The organism is Larsenimonas suaedae, assembly GCF_023712105.1.
Classification (GTDB): Bacteria; Pseudomonadota; Gammaproteobacteria; order Pseudomonadales; family Halomonadaceae; genus Larsenimonas; species Larsenimonas suaedae.
The window spans coordinates 33,203-52,352 of the sequence record NZ_JAMLJI010000005.1 but is presented as its reverse complement, the minus strand read 5'-3'; the positions used below and the strand labels follow the sequence as shown (position 1 = coordinate 52,352).

28 protein-coding genes are annotated in these 19,150 nt (G+C 55.0%); 4 read left to right on the top strand and 24 right to left on the bottom strand.

From position 1 onward, the window contains the following. Positions 1-20: 20 nt before the first annotated feature. The 3 genes from phrB to fabB all read left to right on the top strand — a co-directional run bounded on the left by phrB (position 21) and on the right by fabB (position 3,342). Positions 21-1,427: a deoxyribodipyrimidine photo-lyase gene (gene phrB / locus NAT49_RS14265; RefSeq protein ID WP_251595384.1), complete on the top strand. Its 1,407-nt coding sequence runs from the start codon at positions 21-23 to the stop codon at positions 1,425-1,427. A 162-nt stretch (positions 1,428-1,589) separates the two neighbouring features. After that, a complete protein-coding gene (gene fabA, locus NAT49_RS14260; RefSeq protein WP_251595382.1) occupies positions 1,590-2,105 on the top strand; it encodes a 3-hydroxyacyl-[acyl-carrier-protein] dehydratase FabA in 516 nt (171 codons plus the stop codon). Positions 2,106-2,118: 13 nt separating this feature from the next. Then, a complete protein-coding gene (gene fabB / locus NAT49_RS14255; RefSeq protein ID WP_251595380.1) occupies positions 2,119-3,342 on the top strand; it encodes a beta-ketoacyl-ACP synthase I in 1,224 nt (407 codons plus the stop codon). 74 nt (positions 3,343-3,416) lie between these two features. On the opposite strand, the gene NAT49_RS14250 is transcribed toward fabB, so the two are convergent. The 3 genes from NAT49_RS14250 to ssb form a co-directional block, all read right to left on the bottom strand. After that, positions 3,417-4,145 (bottom strand): lysophospholipid acyltransferase family protein, encoded by a 729-nt coding sequence (locus tag NAT49_RS14250; protein ID WP_251595378.1) that lies wholly within the window; start codon positions 4,143-4,145, stop codon positions 3,417-3,419. Continuing rightward, on the bottom strand, positions 4,142-4,942 hold the full coding sequence (locus tag NAT49_RS14245; RefSeq protein WP_251595376.1) for a sugar nucleotide-binding protein: 801 nt from the start codon (positions 4,940-4,942) through the stop codon (positions 4,142-4,144). The genes NAT49_RS14250 and NAT49_RS14245 overlap by 4 nt, the downstream gene beginning before the upstream one ends. 288 nt (positions 4,943-5,230) lie before the next feature. After that, on the bottom strand, positions 5,231-5,800 hold the full coding sequence (gene ssb, locus NAT49_RS14240; RefSeq protein WP_251595375.1) for a single-stranded DNA-binding protein: 570 nt from the start codon (positions 5,798-5,800) through the stop codon (positions 5,231-5,233). Positions 5,801-5,986: 186 nt separating this feature from the next. Here ssb and uvrA point away from each other — a divergent pair, with 186 nt between their 5' ends. Continuing rightward, the gene (uvrA, locus tag NAT49_RS14235; protein WP_251595373.1) at positions 5,987-8,818 is read left to right on the top strand and encodes an excinuclease ABC subunit UvrA; all 2,832 of its coding nucleotides are present in this window, start codon (positions 5,987-5,989) and stop codon (positions 8,816-8,818) included. Here the strand turns inward: uvrA and NAT49_RS14230 are convergent, their stop codons facing one another. The 21 genes from NAT49_RS14230 to rplP all read right to left on the bottom strand — a co-directional run bounded on the left by NAT49_RS14230 (position 8,819) and on the right by rplP (position 19,139). Next, on the bottom strand, positions 8,819-9,514 hold the full coding sequence (locus tag NAT49_RS14230; RefSeq protein ID WP_251595371.1) for an EAL domain-containing protein: 696 nt from the start codon (positions 9,512-9,514) through the stop codon (positions 8,819-8,821). It abuts the gene before it with no gap. A gap of 182 nt (positions 9,515-9,696) precedes the next feature. Continuing rightward, complete coding sequence (gene rplQ, locus NAT49_RS14225) at positions 9,697-10,077, bottom strand: 50S ribosomal protein L17 (RefSeq protein ID WP_251595369.1); 381 nt, start codon at positions 10,075-10,077, stop codon at positions 9,697-9,699. Positions 10,078-10,117: 40 nt separating this feature from the next. Next, complete coding sequence (locus tag NAT49_RS14220) at positions 10,118-11,116, bottom strand: DNA-directed RNA polymerase subunit alpha (protein WP_251595367.1); 999 nt, start codon at positions 11,114-11,116, stop codon at positions 10,118-10,120. A gap of 51 nt (positions 11,117-11,167) precedes the next feature. Continuing rightward, positions 11,168-11,788 (bottom strand): 30S ribosomal protein S4, encoded by a 621-nt coding sequence (rpsD, locus tag NAT49_RS14215; protein ID WP_251595365.1) that lies wholly within the window; start codon positions 11,786-11,788, stop codon positions 11,168-11,170. Between the two features lie 12 nt (positions 11,789-11,800). Further along, a complete protein-coding gene (gene rpsK / locus NAT49_RS14210) occupies positions 11,801-12,187 on the bottom strand; it encodes a 30S ribosomal protein S11 (RefSeq protein ID WP_251595363.1) in 387 nt (128 codons plus the stop codon). A 36-nt stretch (positions 12,188-12,223) separates the two neighbouring features. Then, on the bottom strand, positions 12,224-12,580 hold the full coding sequence (gene rpsM, locus NAT49_RS14205) for a 30S ribosomal protein S13 (protein ID WP_251595361.1): 357 nt from the start codon (positions 12,578-12,580) through the stop codon (positions 12,224-12,226). Positions 12,581-12,713: 133 nt separating this feature from the next. Beyond that, complete coding sequence (gene rpmJ / locus NAT49_RS14200; protein WP_077373351.1) at positions 12,714-12,827, bottom strand: 50S ribosomal protein L36; 114 nt, start codon at positions 12,825-12,827, stop codon at positions 12,714-12,716. Positions 12,828-12,856: 29 nt separating this feature from the next. Beyond that, positions 12,857-14,191 carry a preprotein translocase subunit SecY gene (gene secY, locus NAT49_RS14195; protein WP_251595359.1) on the bottom strand — a complete coding sequence of 445 codons (1,335 nt, stop codon included), beginning with the start codon at positions 14,189-14,191 and terminating at the stop codon, positions 12,857-12,859. After that, positions 14,192-14,626: a 50S ribosomal protein L15 gene (gene rplO / locus NAT49_RS14190; RefSeq protein WP_251595357.1), complete on the bottom strand. Its 435-nt coding sequence runs from the start codon at positions 14,624-14,626 to the stop codon at positions 14,192-14,194. A gap of 3 nt (positions 14,627-14,629) precedes the next feature. Then, on the bottom strand, positions 14,630-14,809 hold the full coding sequence (gene rpmD / locus NAT49_RS14185; RefSeq protein ID WP_251595355.1) for a 50S ribosomal protein L30: 180 nt from the start codon (positions 14,807-14,809) through the stop codon (positions 14,630-14,632). A gap of 5 nt (positions 14,810-14,814) precedes the next feature. Then, positions 14,815-15,318 (bottom strand): 30S ribosomal protein S5, encoded by a 504-nt coding sequence (gene rpsE / locus NAT49_RS14180; RefSeq protein ID WP_251595353.1) that lies wholly within the window; start codon positions 15,316-15,318, stop codon positions 14,815-14,817. A gap of 11 nt (positions 15,319-15,329) precedes the next feature. Next, positions 15,330-15,680 (bottom strand): 50S ribosomal protein L18, encoded by a 351-nt coding sequence (gene rplR, locus NAT49_RS14175; protein WP_251595351.1) that lies wholly within the window; start codon positions 15,678-15,680, stop codon positions 15,330-15,332. A 9-nt stretch (positions 15,681-15,689) separates the two neighbouring features. Further along, the gene (gene rplF / locus NAT49_RS14170) at positions 15,690-16,220 is read right to left on the bottom strand and encodes a 50S ribosomal protein L6 (RefSeq protein ID WP_251595349.1); all 531 of its coding nucleotides are present in this window, start codon (positions 16,218-16,220) and stop codon (positions 15,690-15,692) included. A gap of 9 nt (positions 16,221-16,229) precedes the next feature. Continuing rightward, a complete protein-coding gene (gene rpsH, locus NAT49_RS14165; protein ID WP_251595347.1) occupies positions 16,230-16,622 on the bottom strand; it encodes a 30S ribosomal protein S8 in 393 nt (130 codons plus the stop codon). 24 nt (positions 16,623-16,646) lie between these two features. Then, on the bottom strand, positions 16,647-16,952 hold the full coding sequence (gene rpsN / locus NAT49_RS14160; protein ID WP_251595345.1) for a 30S ribosomal protein S14: 306 nt from the start codon (positions 16,950-16,952) through the stop codon (positions 16,647-16,649). 10 nt (positions 16,953-16,962) lie between these two features. Next, a complete protein-coding gene (gene rplE / locus NAT49_RS14155; RefSeq protein WP_251595343.1) occupies positions 16,963-17,502 on the bottom strand; it encodes a 50S ribosomal protein L5 in 540 nt (179 codons plus the stop codon). An 18-nt stretch (positions 17,503-17,520) separates the two neighbouring features. Further along, a complete protein-coding gene (rplX, locus tag NAT49_RS14150) occupies positions 17,521-17,838 on the bottom strand; it encodes a 50S ribosomal protein L24 (RefSeq protein WP_251595341.1) in 318 nt (105 codons plus the stop codon). A 15-nt stretch (positions 17,839-17,853) separates the two neighbouring features. Beyond that, entirely contained in the window at positions 17,854-18,225 is a 372-nt protein-coding gene (rplN, locus tag NAT49_RS14145; RefSeq protein WP_251595339.1) for a 50S ribosomal protein L14, read from the bottom strand. 47 nt (positions 18,226-18,272) lie between these two features. After that, positions 18,273-18,533, bottom strand: a complete 261-nt coding sequence (gene rpsQ / locus NAT49_RS14140) for a 30S ribosomal protein S17 (RefSeq protein WP_251595337.1) — start codon at positions 18,531-18,533, stop codon at positions 18,273-18,275. Between the two features lies 1 nt (position 18,534). Next, positions 18,535-18,726 carry a 50S ribosomal protein L29 gene (gene rpmC, locus NAT49_RS14135; protein WP_251595334.1) on the bottom strand — a complete coding sequence of 64 codons (192 nt, stop codon included), beginning with the start codon at positions 18,724-18,726 and terminating at the stop codon, positions 18,535-18,537. After that, positions 18,726-19,139: a 50S ribosomal protein L16 gene (rplP, locus tag NAT49_RS14130; RefSeq protein ID WP_251595332.1), complete on the bottom strand. Its 414-nt coding sequence runs from the start codon at positions 19,137-19,139 to the stop codon at positions 18,726-18,728. The genes rpmC and rplP overlap by 1 nt, the downstream gene beginning before the upstream one ends. Between the last annotated feature and the right edge of the window lie 11 nt (positions 19,140-19,150).

Here is a 19,150-nt window from a genome sequence, read left to right as displayed (position 1 = left end):
GATGAACACGGAGGTTGTCCATGTCGGGAAACCAACTGGTCTGGTTTCGAACGGATCTTCGAATCCACGACCATGCCGCTCTTTCGCGGGCGGCTGCTCGCGGCCCCTGCATCGCCGTTTGTACGCTAACACCGTCACAATGGCGCGAGCACGGACACGGTGATAACAAGCTTTCATTCTGGTACCGAGGCATCGAGGCCTTGAGCACCGACCTGAAATCACTTCGAATCCCACTGAAACTGATTTACGCCGACACTTACGATAATTGTCCAAAGGCGCTGCTCGAGTTGGCCCAATCGCTTGAGTGCACCGATCTTCACTTCAGCAATCAATACGGCGTCAACGAACGCACACGCGATGAGGCTGTTACCACGCTCTTTCAGGACAACGACCTCAACGTCCACCGCGATGACGCCAATCTAGTAATGGCGCCAGGGTCGCTGACCACGAACGACGATGCGTACTACAAGGTATTCACGCCCTTTTACAAGGCATGGCTGAAAGCCGTTGGCGATGATGAACTCTCGCTGTATGACACGCCCAGTCGGCAGGCGCCGATCAAAGGCGTGGAAAGCGACACCCTTGAAATGCCAAAGCTCGAGTCAGCCATTGATGAAAGTCAGTGGCCTGCCGGCACTGAAGAAGCAGAAAATCGACTCGAGTATTTCTTGAGATACCGCGTACGCCATTACGATGACAAACGCGATTTTCCCTACGCGTCATCCACCAGCACTCTATCGGCTTACCTGGCCCTTGGCATGATCTCGCCAAGGCAGTGCATTGCCGCCGCCATGGGCCGCAATGATAATCGGCTCGGTGATGGCGACGCCTCGATTGTCAGCTGGATCAGCGAACTGGTCTGGCGCGAGTTCTATCAACACGTACTGGTCGGTTTTCCCAGAGTCAGCATGCATCAGCCATTTCAGGAACAAACCAAAAAGTTCAAATGGCGCCAGAGCACCAAGGACTTCGACGCCTGGTGCGCCGGAGAAACCGGGTATCCGCTGGTCGATGCGGCCATGAAGCAGCTGATCAAGACCGGCTGGATGCATAATCGCTTGCGCATGGTGACCGCCATGTTCCTAACCAAACATCTTCTAATCGATTGGCGCTGGGGAGAACGCTTCTTTCTTGAACACCTGGTCGACGGTGAACTCGGCGCCAATAACGGGGGGTGGCAGTGGTCAGCCTCAACCGGCACCGATGCAAGCCCGTATTTTCGTATCTTCAATCCGACCACTCAGTCTGAACGATTCGATCCGGAGGGCCATTTCATCGTGCAGTACCTCCCCTGCCTCGAACCGTTGGCCAAGAAGCACCGACACGCCCCGCGCAAGGAGCAGCGCAAGGAGTGCGGCTACCCTGAGCCCATTGTCGATCACAAGGCCGCACGGGAAAGAGCGCTGGACGCCTTCAAGGCGCTTTGACGCCCTACGACGTATTAACATCGAAACCCGGCCTGATTGTGTGCAATAATGCATTCGGTTGTGTATAGCCGACAGGCAGCCGAGGCTGCCTGTCTTCGTTAATGCAGATTAGGACGCGCTCCAGAGAGAGAGCATAATCCTTACTATTCTCGGAACGAGTCAGTGACCAAGCAACACTCTTTTACGCGTGATGAGCTGCTTCAATGTAGCCAAGGCGAGCTTTTCGGCCCAGGTAATGCCCAGCTCCCGGCCCCCAATATGCTGATGCTCGATCGCATCACGCATATCCATGAAGAAGGTGGCCAGTATGGCAAGGGCGAACTCATTGCCGAGCTGGATATTCGTCCCGACCTCTGGTTCTTCGAATGCCATTTTCCCGGCGACCCGGTCATGCCCGGCTGCCTGGGACTTGATGCCATGTGGCAACTTGTCGGCTTTCATCTAGGCTGGCTGGGACACCCAGGTCGTGGCCGAGCCCTCGGTTGTGGCGAGGTCAAGTTTTCGGGCCAGATTCTTCCCGATGCCAAGAAAGTGACGTATCACATCAACATCAAACGAGTGATTACTCGTCGTTTGATTCTTGGCATTGCGGACGGCACAGTCAGTGTCGACGATCGGCCGATCTATCAGGCCAACGACCTCCGCGTCGGCCTGTTCACATCTACGTCGAACTTTTAATCGGGAGGCTCCCATGCGACGAGTGGTAGTCACCGGCCTGGGCATCGTTTCCTGCTTGGGCAACGACCAGCACCAAGTCCTTGATGCCCTGAAAAATGGCCGCTCGGGTATACGCTATCGCGAAGAGTACGCTGAACGCGGAATGCGAAGCCATGTTGCCGGCGCTGTCGATATCGATCTCGACGCGCTCGTGGATCGCAAACGTCGCCGCTTCATGGGCGATGCAGCCGCATACGCGTACGTTGCGATGCAACAAGCCATCGAAGACGCCGAACTTTCTCACGATCAGGTTTCCAATGAACGAACGGGGCTGATCGCAGGTTCCGGCGGCGCGTCCTCGGCCAATCAGGTCGAAGCCGCTGACATCCTGCGCGAGAAAGGGCTTCGCCGCGTTGGCCCCTATCGTGTCACCCGCACGATGGGCAGTACCGTATCTGCGTGTCTGGCGACGCCGTTCGAGATCAAGGGACTCAATTACTCGATCTCCTCGGCCTGCTCCACCTCGGCACACTGCATCGGCAGCGCCATGGAACAGATCCAGCTTGGCAAGCAGGACATCGTGTTTGCCGGCGGCGGCGAAGAAGAGCACTGGACCCTGTCCTGTCTCTTTGACGCGATGGGCGCTCTATCCACCGGCTATAACGATACGCCGGACAAGGCCTCTCGCCCTTACGACACCTCGCGTGATGGATTTGTCATTGCAGGCGGTGGCGCCATGCTCGTGCTCGAAGAGCTCGAACACGCCAAGGCTCGCGGTGCCAAGATCTATGCGGAGCTGACCGGTTACGGCGCAAACTCCGACGGGCACGACATGGTTGCTCCCTCCGGTGAAGGGGCAGTGCGCTGCATGAAGCAGGCGATCTCCACCTTGAGTGATCCAAAGATCGACTACATCAACACGCACGGCACCTCAACCCCGGTTGGCGACATGGCCGAGTTGAAGGCGCTTAGGAGCCTGTTCGGCGATAACGTTCCGGCAATCTCATCGACCAAGTCTCTGGCTGGCCACTCACTCGGCGCTACGGGCGCTCAGGAAGCCATCTACTCGCTGCTCATGATGAAAAACGATTTCATCTGCGCCTCGGCCAATGTCGATGAAAAGGATCCGGATGCGGACGGTTTCGATATCGTGACCACTCGACGGGACAACGTTCGCCTGAACCGGGTACTGTCGAACAGCTTCGGTTTCGGCGGCACCAATGCCTGCCTGATCTTCGAGCGGTATCAAGCCGACTGAACCTGTCGCATGAGCCCCACTAAAAAAGCCGGTGTCCATCACCGGCTTTTTTACGTCAAACACTGCACCAACGACTACTTGGGCGGCGTATAGTCACGCGATATACGCATCAGCTGCTCATCCGACCAGCGCTCGACCTCTTGGATAACCTCTTTGGCACTGCGGCCATTAGCGTGAATCGGCGCACCGATAACGACGGTAATGGTGCCCGGACGCTTGATGAAGGTCTTGCCGGGCCAGCAGTCACCAGCATTATGCGCGATAGGCACGACCGGCACCCCCGCATTCGAGGCAATTAAAGCACCACTTTTATTGAATCGCCGACGCTTCCCAGGTTCAACCCGTGTTCCTTCGGGAAAGATCAGAATCGACAATCCGCTTTTCAAACGCTCTCCTCCTTCCGAAATAACCGCACGTAACGCCGCTGAAGGATTAGATCGATCTAGAGGGATCGGATTGAGCAGTCTAAGTGCCCAACCAAAAATGGGCAGACTGAGCAGCTCTTTCTTGAGCACCGTACACACCGGCGATGTAATCAGCTGCAGATATAAGGTTTCCCACTCACTTTGATGATTGGACAGCATGACAAAGGTGCCCTTGGGCAAAGGAGCCTGGTATTCAACCTTATAACGCACGCCGCACGTCCACTTTAACCACAACACCGCAAAGCGGTTGTAGCTATTAAGCAGCGCGAACCGACGACGCAGCGGTAAAAATGCAGCGATCGGGCCAAACAACACGCCAAAGAAAACGATGCCGGCAAAATAGCCGATATAAAACAGAACACTTCGAAGCGCGCTCATAGGTTGACCTCACCCGCCTGTGCCTGCTCACACCAGTGCTTTAATAACCGTTCAAGCTCGACGCGCCAAGGGCGCTGGTGCACCCCATAGGTCTCAAGCAAACGCTGACAGTTCAACACCCGGCGCATCGGTTGATCGTGATGGTGACTGAGTGCGCGAACGTCACCCAGCGGGCGCTCCAACCCCTGACCGCTCAGAAGCGTATCCAGCTGCGTGCGCACCATCGATGAAAATGCGAACGGCGTAACCGGCTCGATACCGGCCAGATGGTACGCCCCCCAATGCGTCGCCCCATAATTGATTTGAAGCAGGATACCGGTCAGCGCCATGGAGAGCGCCTCGACTGACGTTGGGCCGACCACGACATCCTGTGGGGCGCTGATCGTTTTCTGGGCCAGCAATGTGTCGATGATGTTCGGCAACCATGCGTCTTCGCCCTCGATGCCAAAGAGCGGGCCGACACGCAAGATGATGTGCTTGGCCTTGCGCGCACGAATCATCGATCCGGTTTTCACAAGCCGGCGGAGCCCTGAATCGATCGGCTCGGGAATCAAGCACTCCTTGATCGGCTCATCACCGCCGGCTTCAAACATCTGGTCGCTGACACACCACACCAATGGCAGATCATGACGCGCACAATGATCGAACACATGCTCGACCATTGCAGCATGATCGAACACTCGTGCGGGCTCTGCGCTTGCAGGATGCGACAGCGGCGGTACGACAATTGCATCGATGTCCGGCTGAGACCACCCCAGATCATCAGGCGTTGCAGGGTCGTAGGTTTCAATGGACATATCGGCTCGGCGCGCGCCGTCTCGTACAAGCGCGCGGCTCAAGCAATGTGTCGCCCCAAGAACTAGAACTTTCACACTCACCCTTTTTTCAGAACCATCGAAGATCGAACACGTCTGTAGAAAAGACACCTCACTATACATTGGCAGTCGTGGGTTGTCCCTAGAACGCCCGGTGCGCGCCCCAGGATGCGATGACCATCACTTGATACGAGAGAATGGTTCCAAAAAAAGCCCGCGTGTCAGCGGGCTCTTTAACCGGAAATTCATGACACGCCAAGCGCGCGTCTCTCAGAACGGGATCTCATCGTCGAAATCGTCAAAGCCACCCGGCTGGGGCGCATTGGCGTTCTGATTCTGCTGCTGAGTCGGAGCCTGGCGGGTTGAGTTGTTGGACTGACCGTAGTTGCCGCCCTGCTGCCCACCTTGCGAGCCCTGGCCATAGTTTTGCTGCTGGCCTTGGTTGTAATTGCTCTGCTGGCCCTGGTTGTAGTTGCCGCCCTGCTGAGGCTGATCACCACCGCTACGGCCATCGAGCATCTGCATGTCATTGGCAACGATCTCGGTGCTGTAGCGATCCTGACCGTTTTGATCCTGCCACTTGCGTGTCTGCAGGCGTCCCTCGATATAGACCTTGGAGCCTTTTTTGACGTATTGCTGAGCCACTTCCGCCAGCTTGTTGAACAGCACAACCCGATGCCATTCGGTGCGATCCTGACGCTGACCGGTTTGACGGTCCGTCCAGCTGTCAGACGTTGCCAGATTCAAGTTGGCAACCGCTGTGCCTGAGGGCGTAAAACGAACTTCAGGGTCTTGCCCGAGATTTCCGATCAGAATTACCTTGTTAATACCACGAGCCATGAAGATCTCCCTTCGTTAGCGACGCATCACACGTGCCGAACTCATTGCTGGATAGTGTCTAAAACCCTGTAGTGTAACACAGCAACGGTCTCTGACCGACGCTTGCGAATCAATTGTGTGAATGCTTTGCGACTCGACGAGCCCGCCTCCTATACTGGCACTTTTATACTGGCCGAGTAGGGTTATATGGATCAGATCTTTGTGCGCGGCGCGCGCACGCATAACTTGAAAAACATCGACGTAGACCTGCCTCGAGACAAACTGATCGTCATTACCGGCCTGTCCGGTTCCGGCAAATCGTCGCTTGCCTTCGACACGCTCTACGCTGAAGGCCAACGCCGTTACGTTGAATCGCTCTCGACCTATGCCCGCCAGTTCCTGTCCATGATGGAAAAACCCGACGTCGACCATATCGAAGGTCTGTCACCGGCCATTTCCATCGAGCAGAAATCGACCTCGCACAACCCACGCTCGACCGTCGGCACCATCACCGAAATCTATGACTACCTGCGCCTTCTGTATGCCCGCGCCGGCACCCCCCGCTGCCCCGATCACGGCACCGACCTTGAGGCTCAGACCATATCCCAGATGGTCGACCAGATCCTGACGCTGCCGGAAGGTACCAAGGCCATGCTGATGGCGCCGGTCATCAGTGGACGCAAGGGTGAACATCAGCAGTTGATCACCGAGCTTCGTGCACAAGGGTTCGTTCGCGCGATGGTCGATGGCCAGATTGTCGAATTCGATGATTTTCCGACGCTTGAGAAAACCAAGAAGCATGACATAAGCGTCGTCGTTGACCGCTTCAAGATTCGAAATGATCTCCAGCAGCGGCTTGCGGAGTCGCTTGAAACCGCCCTCGGGCTTTCAGAAGGCAGCGCACTTCTGCATTTCATGGACAGCGAGCACGACGATATGGTGTTTTCGTCCAAGTTCGCCTGCCCAATGTGTGGCTACTCCATCGCCGAGCTCGAGCCCCGCATGTTTTCGTTCAACAATCCGGCAGGTGCCTGCCCAAGCTGTGAAGGGCTTGGCAGCTACCAGTTCTTTGATCCGGAGAAATTGATCCGCCAGCCCGAACTCTCCCTGGCCGAGGGAGTGATCAAAGGCTGGGACCGACGCAGCATCTATTATTTTTCGCAGCTCGAAGCGGTGGCCAAGCACTACGGTTTTGAACTTGAGACGCCGTGGCAGGCGCTTGATACACGTATACAGAAAATCGTGCTGCACGGCAGCGGCAAGGAGGCGATCTCCTTCAGCTACGTCAACGACCGTGGCCGCAAGGTCGAACGCCAGCACCCGTTCGAGGGCATTTTGCCCAATATGGAACGCCGGTACCGAGAGACCGATTCCAACATGGTCCGCGATGACCTGGCCAAACTGCTGTCGGTACAACCCTGCCCCAGCTGCGATGGCAGCCGATTGAGAAAGGAATCGCGCAACGTATTCGTTGCGGAGCGCGCACTGCCTGATGTGGTCCGCGACCCGATCGGCGAAAGCCATACGTTTTTTGAGAACCTCGAACTACCGGGCCGCAAGGGCGAGATTGCGCTCAAGATTCTCAACGAAATCACCAGTCGATTGCAGTTTCTGGTCAACGTCGGCCTCGAATATCTAACGCTCGAGCGCAGTGCCGACACCCTCTCAGGCGGCGAAGCGCAGCGTATCCGACTGGCCAGTCAGATCGGTGCCGGCCTGGTTGGCGTCATGTATATCCTGGATGAACCGTCGATCGGCCTGCATCAGCGTGATAATGATCGCCTGCTCGGGACGCTCAAGCGCCTTAGAGATCTTGGCAATACGGTGATTGTGGTCGAACACGATGAAGACGCCATACGCGCTGCGGATCACGTCCTTGATATCGGCCCCGGCGCTGGCGTACATGGCGGCCAAGTCGTCTCCCAGGGCACCCCTGAGCATATTGCAGCCGATACGGCGTCACTGACGGGGCAATACCTGTCAGGCACTCGTCAAATCGAGATTCCGAAAACCCGAAAACCGGCTCACCCGGAACAGCAGCTCGTGCTTGAGGGCGCCCGGGGCAATAATCTTCAAAACGTCACACTTACTCTGCCGTTGGGCATGTTCGTATGCATCACGGGCGTCTCGGGCTCGGGCAAGTCAACGCTGATCAATGGCACCTTGATGCCTACCGCGGCCCGTGAGCTTAATAAGGCAACCAGCCTTAAACCTGCCCCCTACCTCAAGATTCACGGTCTGGATCAGCTCGACAAGGTCATCGATATCGATCAGAGCCCGATCGGACGAACTCCCCGCTCGAACCCGGCCACCTACACCGGTATTTTCACTCCGATTCGCGAGCTGTTCGCCGGAACGGAAGAGGCTCGATCACGAGGCTACAAACCCGGGCGTTTTTCGTTCAACGTCAAGGGAGGGCGCTGCGAGGCCTGTCAGGGTGAGGGGATGATCAAGGTCGAGATGCATTTCCTGCCGGATATCTATGTGCCCTGCGATGTCTGCAAGGGCAAGCGTTATAACCGCGAAACGCTCGACATCCACTACAAGGGCAAAAATATTCACGAAGTGCTCGAGATGACCATTGAAGAGGCACTCGAGTTCTTCAGCCCGGTACCAGCCATCGCGCGGCGACTTCAGACGCTGATGGATGTGGGACTCTCCTATGTCAAGCTGGGTCAAAGTGCGACAACGCTCTCCGGCGGCGAGGCCCAGCGCACCAAACTGGCTCGAGAACTTGCCAAGCGGGATACCGGACGCACCCTATACATTCTCGATGAGCCAACCACAGGACTTCACTTCGAAGACATCCGTCAATTGCTGGCCGTGCTGCATAAGCTACGAGATCAAGGCAATACCGTAGTCGTGATCGAGCATAACCTGGATGTCATTAAAACGGCCGATTGGCTGGTCGACCTCGGCCCGGAAGGCGGCTCTGGCGGCGGGCAAATTATCGCCGAAGGGACACCCGAAGAGGTGTGCAGGGAAACGGCGTCTCACACCGGGCATTTCCTGAAGCCCTTGCTCGAACGCGGGTACTGATCATCTAACGCTCCAGCTCGGCCAATTGACCGGAGGCAATGTGTCGAGCTGTGGGCGGGCAAAAAAATATCCCTGCTGGAGGGTGATCCCGTGGTCAAAAAGCCACTGAGCGTCACCCGCCGTCTCTACGCCTTCAGCCACTATTTTCGTTGCCTCGCCATCAAGCATCACCAGCATGGCATTGGCAATTTTCTGTTTGCGACGATCACTGCCGATACCATCGACGAGTGCTCGATCCAACTTCAAATAGTCAGGCGTTACGTGTACCAGAGTTTCTAGATTCGAGCTGCCCGAACCGAAATCATCCAAGGCTACCTTCAACCCGAGGGATCTATACGTATTCACGATATCAGCGAGATGATCAAACCTTGGAATCAGCTCAGTTTCGGTGATTTCAAAAATGATGTTCTCAAGCGGCCAGTGAAGCTTCTTGGCAATGGCAATGGTCGAGCGCAGACATGTTTCGGGGTCATAAACAGCATTCGGCATGAAGTTGATAGACACCGGATGGTGACTTTCAAGTGCAGAAATCTGTTTTAACGACTGAGTGCGACAGGCCTGATCGAATCGATAGACATCATCGCTTTGAACACGAGAGAGAATACTGTGCGCGCCTTCGCCATTAACGCCTCGAACCAGCGCTTCATAGGCATGAATGTCTCTTTTGGAAAGATCGACGATGGGCTGAAATGCCATTCTGATGTCGAACCCAAGAGGCCGATGGCACAGACACGACTGCTCGGAGGCACAGGAAGACATAGAGAGTAGGCCAGGGTCAGGAATTCCTACTCCATATCGGCCTGATGACGCGCACCTATAATGGTTTGATCATAAAAAAACCGGCCCTAAGGCCGGTTTTCACTAACGAACACGAGCGATTACTCGTCGTCGCTTTCAACAACGGGGCGATCGACCAGCTCGACAAACGCCATAGGCGCGTTGTCGCCGGCACGATAGCCGCACTTGAGTACGCGAACATAACCGCCGGGACGGGCGGTGTAACGCGGACCCAGTTCGTTGAACAGCTTACCTACAGCTTCTTTTGAACGCGTGCGATCAAAAGCAAGGCGACGGTTGGCGACGCTGTCGTTCTTGGCCAAAGTGATCAGCGGCTCGATATGACGACGCAGCTCTTTAGCCTTGGGGAGTGTGGTCTTGATCACTTCGTGCTCGACCAGGGAAACGCACATGTTCTTGAACATGGCGCTTCGATGCGAGCTATTACGATTTAGTTGGCGACCACTCTTACGATGACGCATGGTTGTGATTCCTTACCAGTCTTGGACTCGAGTCACCCGTTTAGGCGGAGGCCTTATCGTCTTTTAAACTCGCGGGCGGCCAGTTATCCAACCGCATGCCGAGCGACAGACCACGTGCTTCAAGTACATCCTTAATTTCATTCAAGGACTTTTTACCGAGGTTCGGCGTCTTCAACAGCTCAACTTCGGAGCGCTGAATAAGATCACCGATATAGTAAATGTTCTCGGCCTTGAGGCAGTTGGCGCTGCGAACGGTCAACTCGAGATCGTCTACAGGGCGAAGCAGGATCGGATCGATCTGCTCCTCTTCCTCTTCGACCTCTTGTTCCTTATCGGCTTCGAGGTCAACGAATGCTGCCAGCTGTTCTTGCAAGATAGTGGCGCTGCGACGAATAGCTTCTTCCGGATCGAGCGTGCCGTCAGTTTCCAGATCGATAACAAGCTTATCAAGGTCTGTACGCTGCTCGACACGAGCGGCCTCAACGGAATAGGAAACCCGACGCACGGGGCTGAAGGTAGCGTCAAGCTGCAAGCGACCGATCGGACGGGATTCGTCGTCGTCCTGGGCACGAACGTCGGCAGGCTCATAACCACGGCCACGCTGAATGCGCAGCTGCATCTTGAGCTCACCACCGTCGTTCAGGTGGGCAATGACGTGATCCGGGTTAACGATCTCGAGGTCATGATCGACCACGATATCGCCCGCCGTAAGTACGCCAGGGCCCTGCTTGCTCAAGGTAACGGTCGCTTCATCACGGCCGTGCATCTTGAACGCCACATCCTTCAGGTTCAGGAGGATCTCAATGACATCCTCCTGCACCCCTTCTACTGCACTGTACTCATGCAAGACGCCTTCGATCTCGGCTTCCACGACCGCACAACCTGGCATGGAAGACAAGAGGATACGACGCAATGCGTTCCCCAACGTATGGCCAAATCCGCGCTCGAATGGTTCGAGAACGATTTTTGCGTGGTTGGCGTTGACTTCTTCGACCTTGATATCGCGCGGGCGAAGAAACTCTGTCACTGAACGCTGCATAAGAACACCTTTAAGGCTGCCAAACGGATACTCTTCGTTGCGGCTTGGGGATTACTTGGAGTACAGCTCAACGATCAGATTCTCGTTGATGTCGGCAGACAGGTCAGAACGTTCCGGAAGCGCCTTGAAGGAGCCTTCCATTTTCTTGCTGTCCACATCGATCCAAGCCACATCACCGCGGTTGCCAGCGATTTGCAGTGCACTCTGGATACGAGACTGATTCTTGGCTTTCTCGCGAACGGATACGACATCGCCAGGGCGAACCTTGTAGGAAGCCACGTTGACGGTCTTACCGTTTACAGAGATCGCCTTGTGGCTGACCAGCTGACGCGCTTCGGCACGGGTAGCTCCGAAGCCCATGCGGTAGACGACGTTATCCAAGCGGGTTTCCAACAGCTGAAGAAGAACTTCACCAGTGGCGCCCTTTTGACGAGCGGCCGCTTTGTAGTAGTTGCGGAACTGTTTTTCGAGTACGCCGTACATACGACGAACCTTTTGCTTCTCACGAAGCTGCATGCCGTAGTCGGAAAGACGTTGACGGCGCTGGCCATGTTGGCCCGGGGGCTGTTCGGACTTGCACTTCTTCTCGAACGGGGTAACACCACTCTTCAGAAAGAGATCGGTACCTTCACGGCGAGAAAGTTTGCAACTCGGTCCTGTATAACGTGCCATAAGTCCTTCTCCTTAAACGCGGCGTTTTTTAGGCGGACGGCAACCGTTGTGGGGAACGGGTGTCGCGTCTGTGATGCTTTGCACGCGGAAACCGGCGGCATTCAATGCGCGCACGGCGGACTCACGGCCCGGGCCCGGGCCCTTGACCAGCACGTCGACGTTTTTCACACCATACTCGGCTGCAGCAGTCGCTGCACGTTCGCTTGCAACTTGGGCAGCGAACGGGGTGCTCTTACGAGAACCACGAAAACCCGACCCACCGGCAGTGGCCCAGGAGAGGGCGTTGCCCTGGCGGTCTGTGATCGTAACGATCGTATTGTTAAAAGAGGCGTGGATATGCGCTACGGCATCCACAACCTGCTTTTTAACCTTTTTGCGATTAGTACGCGGGTTAGCCATGTTGATGTTTCCTGATGTCAAACGCCGGAACGTGCGTTATTTGCGAATCGGTTTACGCGGCCCTTTACGGGTACGCGCGTTCGTCTTCGTGCGCTGTCCGCGCATCGGAAGACTGCGGCGATGGCGCAGACCTCGATAGCAACCCAGGTCCATGAGACGCTTAATGTTAAGCGTGATTTCACGGCGAAGGTCACCTTCTACGACATACTTGCCGACCTCGCTGCGCACTTCGTCGAGTTGCTCAGCGGACAGTTCGCCCACCTTTGCACTCGGCTCGATGCCAACAGCAACACAGATTTCCTGTGCGCGAGTCCGACCGATCCCGTAGATGTAAGTCAGCGAGATCGCCGCGTGCTTGTTGTCCGGGATATTGACGCCTGCAATACGGGCCATCAGCTTTCTCCGACTATTGAGCGGCTTGCTCGGTTGATAACTATAAAAAGGCGCGACAGTATATCCCCTCATCTGCCATCAGGCAAGAGTCAGAATATATGCCGCACCCTTTTTACTGAAACAGAGTCAGGGCTTAACCCTGACGCTGCTTGTGACGAGGTTCAGTGCAAATAACACGAACCGCACCACGACGCCGAATGATCTTGCAATTTCGGCAAATCTTCTTAACAGAGGCTCGAACTTTCATCGTTCACTCCAGTTTGCTTAGCGGGCGCCTCAGCGCATCACGCCGCCACTGCCATATCCCTTGAGATTGGCTTTTTTCATCACCGACTCATATTGATTCGACATCAAATGGGACTGCACTTGAGCCATGAAGTCCATGATCACCACGACAACGATCAGTAGCGATGTGCCTCCGAAATAGAAAGGCACCTGCCATGCGACCATCAGGAACTGAGGCATCAAGGAAACAAGCGTGATATACAAAGCGCCAAAAAGCGTTAGTCGCGTCATAACCTTATCGATATAACGCGTCGTTTGCTCACCTGGCCGAATGCCGGGCAAAAAGGCGCCGGACTTCTTCAAGTTATCAGCCACGTCTTTAGGGTTGAAGACGAGCGCTGTATAAAAGAAGCAGAAGAATACTACGGCAACTGCAAAAAGCAAGATGTAAAGCGGCTGCCCTGGGCCAAGAGCCTGAGACACCGTTTGCATCCATTCCATTCCAGGCGTCTGACCGAACCACTGGCCGACCGATGCCGGGAAAAGAAGGATACTGGATGCGAAGATCGGAGGGATAACACCCGCCATATTGACCTTCATCGGCAGATAACTGCTCTGCCCAGCATACATCTTGTTTCCTACCTGACGCCTTGGGTAATTGACCTTGATACGGCGCTGACCCCGTTCGATGAAGACAACGAACGCGACCGTTGCAATTGCAAGGACGCCCAATGCGAGAATAGGAAGAACATTCCATGCACCATCGTTACGGGCAAGTTCGAAAGACTGACCAAGCGCGCTTGGAAGCCCTGCAACGATGCCTGCAAAGATGATCAATGAAATGCCATTGCCGATACCCTTCTCGGTGATTTGCTCACCAAGCCACATCAAAAAAACGGCACCTGCCACAAATGTGACGACAGCAGTAAAGTAAAAACTGATATCGGCACTGTAGGCGACTCCATTTCCGACCAGACCTACTGCCATACCGATCGACTGAATCAGGGCAAGAATGACCGTGCCATAGCGGGTGTACTGACTGATCTTGCGGCGACCAGCCTCCCCCTCTTTCTTCAACTGCTCAAGCTGGGGCGACACGACGGTCAGCAACTGCATGATAATCGACGCGGAAATATAGGGCATGATACCCAGCGCGAAGATACTCATCCGCTCCAGGGCACCACCTGAGAACATATTGAATAGACTCAGGATGGTGCCTTGGTTTTCCCTAAACAGGGCAGCAAGCTGGTCAGGATTGATACCGGGAACCGGGATGTGGGCACCGATACGGTAAACCACGATAGCCAGAAACACGAAGCGTAAACGAGCCCAAAGCTCGGAAAGACCACTTTGTGCGTTCGCCGGCATTTTTCCTGACTTGGCCATTTAGTCCTCTACCTTGCCGCCAGCAGCTTCGATTGCAGCTCGGGCACCTTTGGTGACCTTGAGTCCGCGCACGGTGACTGCCTTATCCAGTTCCCCGGAAAGGATGACTTTCGCGAATTGCGTAGCATCTTTCAGGACATTTGCTGCTTTCAGGCTTTCCAGATCAGCCACGTCGCCATCGACAAGGCCCAGCTCAGCAAGGCGAACTTCCTGAGATTTGAGCGCTTTATGCGACGTAAAACCGAACTTGGGAAGACGACGCTGAAGCGGCATCTGACCGCCTTCAAAGCCCGGCTTAACGCTGCCACCAGAGCGAGATTTCAAGCCCTTGTGACCGCGACCGCCTGTCTTACCCAAGCCAGAACCGATACCACGACCAACGCGCTTTGCAGCGTGCTTGGAGCCCGGAGCCGGGCTAAGTGTATTCAGTTTCATGGATTACTCTCCCTCAACACGTACAAGGTAATTTACCTTGTTGATCATACCGCGTACGGCAGGGGTGTCTTCCAGTTCGACAGAATGATTGATGCGGCGCAGACCAAGACCACGTACAGTGGCCTTGTGCTTTTCCAGAACACCAATCGTGCTGCGAACCTGCTTAACTTTGATTGTCGCCATGGTGATTACCCCGTAATCGCTTCGACGGAGAGGCCACGCTTGGCAGCAACGTCTTCAGGCGAGCGCATGGACGCAAGCCCTTTTACCGTTGCACGTACTACGTTTACCGGATTGGTAGACCCGTAGCACTTCGCCAGAACGTCGTGGACTCCAGCCAATTCGAGCACAGAACGCATCGCACCACCGGCGATAATACCTGTACCCTCGGAAGCAGGCTGCATGTAGACCTTAGATGCGCCGTGGTTGGCCTTGACCGGATACTGAAGGGTATGGCCCTTCAGTTCGACCTTGACCATATTACGGTGCGCCTGGTCCATGGCTTTTTGAATCGCGATCGGCACTTCACGCGCCTTACCACGACCGAAGCCGATGCGGCCTTTGCCATCGCCAACGACAGTCAGTGCGGTGAAGCCGAAGATCCGACCACCCTTGACCACCTTGGCGACACGGTTGATCTGCACGAGCTTCTCTTGCAGTTCACCGTTCGCTTTCTGTTCGTTATTCGCCATCGTAGAACCCTTTAGAATTGCAAGCCGCCGTCACGGGCAGCGTCTGCGAGCGCCTTGACCCGACCGTGGAAACGAAAACCGGAACGGTCAAAGGCGACGTCAGTGATCCCAGCTTCTTTCGCACGTTCTGCGAGCAGGGAACCGACTTTAGCAGCAGCTTCGACGTTTCCAGAGGTCTCACCACGCAGGGATTTATCCAGAGTGGAAGCGCTTACGAGTACTTTACCGCCGTCCGCAGAAATGATCTGCGCGTACATATGACGCGGCGTGCGGTTGACACACAAGCGGTTGACACCAAGCTCGCGAATCTTTGCACGCGTACGGCGGGCACGACGGAGACGAGATTCTTTCTTCGCGTTCATAACCCTGCCTTATTTCTTCTTGGCTTCTTTACGGCGAACTTGCTCGTCGCCATAACGAATACCTTTGCCCTTGTACGGCTCCGGCGGACGGAAAGCACGGATTTCAGCCGCTACCTGCCCCAGACGCTGTTTATCAGCACTTTTCAGAACGATAACAGTGTTCTTCGGCGTCTCGGCGGTTACACCTTCCGGAAGTTGATATTCAACCGGATGGGAAAACCCGAGCGTCAGATTCAGCGTGCTGCCATTGACTTGGGCACGATAACCGACACCGTTGATTTCAAGGGTCTTGGTGAAGCCAGTGGATACACCGACGACCATGTTGTTGACCAGAGCACGAACTGTGCCGGCCATAGCCCAGCCCTTAGCGGACGGGCTCGGCTTGAAGGTCAACTGACCATCTTCCTTGGCAACAATCACGTCGTTGTGAATTGCTGTTTCAAGCTGACCCTGGCTGCCTTTGACGGTCAACTTATCATTGTCGAGATTTACCTCAACACCGTTAGGCAGCGTAACGGGATACTTTGCGATCCTGGACATCTATCACTCCTAGAATACGGTGCAGATCACTTCACCGCCAACGCCGGCCTGACGCGCTGCGCGGTCAGTCATAACACCATTGGAGGTGGAGACAATGGCTACACCGAGGCCGTCAGCTACGTTAGGTAGCTCGTCCTTGCCCTTGTAGATACGCAACGAGGGCTTGGAAACACGCTGGATATGCTCGATGACAGGCTTGCCTTCGAAATATTTCAGCGTAACGACCAGCTGCGGCTTCTGTTCACCTTCAACAACCGCTTCTGTGATATAGCCTTCTTCTTTCAATACACGGGCCACTTCAACCTTGAGCTTGGAAGACGGCATGGAAACCGTCTCCTTGGTTGCGGCCTGCGCATTACGGATACGGGTCAACATATCCGCCAGAGTGTCTTGCATGCTCATGTAGTGCGCTCCTAATAAACGTGGTTACCAGCTGGACTTGGTCAGACCAGGAACGTCACCACGCATGGCTGCTTCGCGAAGCTTGTTACGGCCAAGGCCGAACTTGTTGTAGTAGCCATGGGGACGACCGGTAATGCGGCAGCGGTTACGCTGACGCACCGGGCTGGAATCACGCGGCAGCTTCTGGAGTTGAAGCTGTGCGTCGAAGCGCTCTTCATCAGAAGCATTGACATCTTGGATGATGGCCTTGAGCTGAGCGCGCTTGGCAGCGTATTTATCTACCAGTTTGGCGCGCTTCAGTTCACGCTCAACCATGCTCTTTTTAGCCATGATCTCAACCTTATTTCTTGAACGGGAAGTTCAGTGCACTAAGGAGCGCACGACCTTCGTCGTCGGTGTTAGCACTGGTTGTGATCGTGATGTCCAGACCACGAACCCGATCGACCTTGTCATACTCGATCTCCGGGAAAATGATCTGCTCACGAACACCCATGGAGTAGTTTCCACGGCCATCGAACGATTTGGGGTTCAGGCCTCGGAAGTCACGAACACGCGGAATCGCGATGTTCACGAGACGATCGAGGAATTCCCACATGCGTTCACGGCGCAGGGTTACCTTCACACCGATGGGCCAACCTTCACGGACTTTAAAGCCCGCGACGGATTTACGTGCCTTGGTGATGATCGGCTTCTGGCCGGAAAGTTTCTCGAGATCCGCAGCGGCGTTCTCGATCAACTTCTTATCGCTGGTCGCGTCACCCACTCCCATATTGAGAGTGATTTTAGTGATGCTTGGAATCTGCATCACGCTGTCATAGCCAAACTCTTCTTTCAGTTTGGCTTTGACTTCGTTTTGGTACTGTTCTTTCAAGTTCGCCATATTGCCACCCGAGTCGCTTTAGGCGTCGATCTGCTTTTGAGTCGACTTAAAGATACGGACCTTAGTACCGTCATCTTGCACCAAAAAGCCGACCCGATCCGCCTTGCCAGTCTCCGCATTGAAGATAGCAACGTTAGAACCATGGATCGGAGCTTCGCGCTCGACGATACCCCCTTGAGTACCCAACATCGGGTTTGGCTTAGTGTGACGTTTCACCATGTTCACACCAGAGATAACAAACCGGCCGTCTTGCAGTACACGCTTTACTGTACCGCGCTTGCCCTTGTCCTTTCCGGCGATAACGATTACTTCGTCGTCACGTTTGATCTTGCGCATATTCCGCCTCGCTCCTTACAGCACTTCGGGCGCCAAGGAAATGATTTTCATGAACTTCTCGTTGCGAAGCTCACGAGTCACTGGCCCAAAGATACGTGTACCGATGGGCTGCTCGTTAGCATTGTTCAGCAGAACGGCCGCATTCCCATCGAAGCGAATCAAAGAGCCATCCGGACGACGAACGCCACTACGTGTGCGAACGACCACAGCCTTGAGTACCTGGCCTTTCTTAACGCGGCCACGCGGAATTGCTTCCTTGACCGTCACTTTAATGATGTCGCCTACACGTGCATAGCGCCGATGAGATCCACCAAGCACCTTGATGCACTGGACCCTGCGAGCGCCGCTGTTGTCGGCGACATCCAGCATTGTTTGCGTTTGAATCATTGGTTTTCTCCAAACCTAACTGTCTGCACTGGAGAGGCCAGCCGGGATTAACCCTTGGCCTGCTCCACCACTTCGACCAGAGTCCACGCTTTCTTTTTGGAAAGCGGACGACACTCTTCAATTGAAACAGTGTCACCAAGACGTGCCTGGTTGGTTTCGTCGTGGGCGTGCAGCTTCGTAGAGCGTTTCATGTACTTTCCGTAGATCGGATGACGCTCACGACGCTCGATCATTACAACGATGGATTTCTCCATCTTGTCGCTCACCACCTTGCCAGTGAGTCGACGTGCATTTGTTTCTTCGGCCATCTCAATCACCTGACTTCTCGTTGAGCGTGGTTTTGACGCGAGCGATATCGCGACGAACCTGCTTTAGCAAATGAACCTGGGTCAGCTGACCGGTATTTTTTTGCATCCGCAGATTGAACTGCTCGCGGAGAAGCTCCAGCAGCTGGTCCTTAAGCGCCTCGACTGACTTTTCGCGAAGTTCCTGAGCTTTCATCACATCACCGTCCGTTTAACAAAGGTGGTGGATACCGGCATTTTCTGAGCAGCCAGCGTGAATGCTTCACGAGCCAGCGATTCAGAGACACCTTCGATCTCGTAAAGCACCTTGCCCGGCTGGATCTGAGCAACCCAGTATTCTACTGAGCCCTTACCCTTACCCATACGAACTTCAAGCGGCTTTTCGGAAATCGGCTTGTCCGGGAACACGCGAATCCAGATTTTACCACCACGCTTTACGTGACGGGTGATTGCGCGTCGACCCGCCTCGATCTGGCGCGCCGTAATACGACCACGACCTGTTGCCTTGAGACCAAACTCTCCGAAGCTTACATCGCTACCGCGATGCGCGAGGCCGCGGTTGCGACCTTTTTGCTGCTTACGGAACTTGGTACGTTTGGGCTGTAACATCGACTACCCCC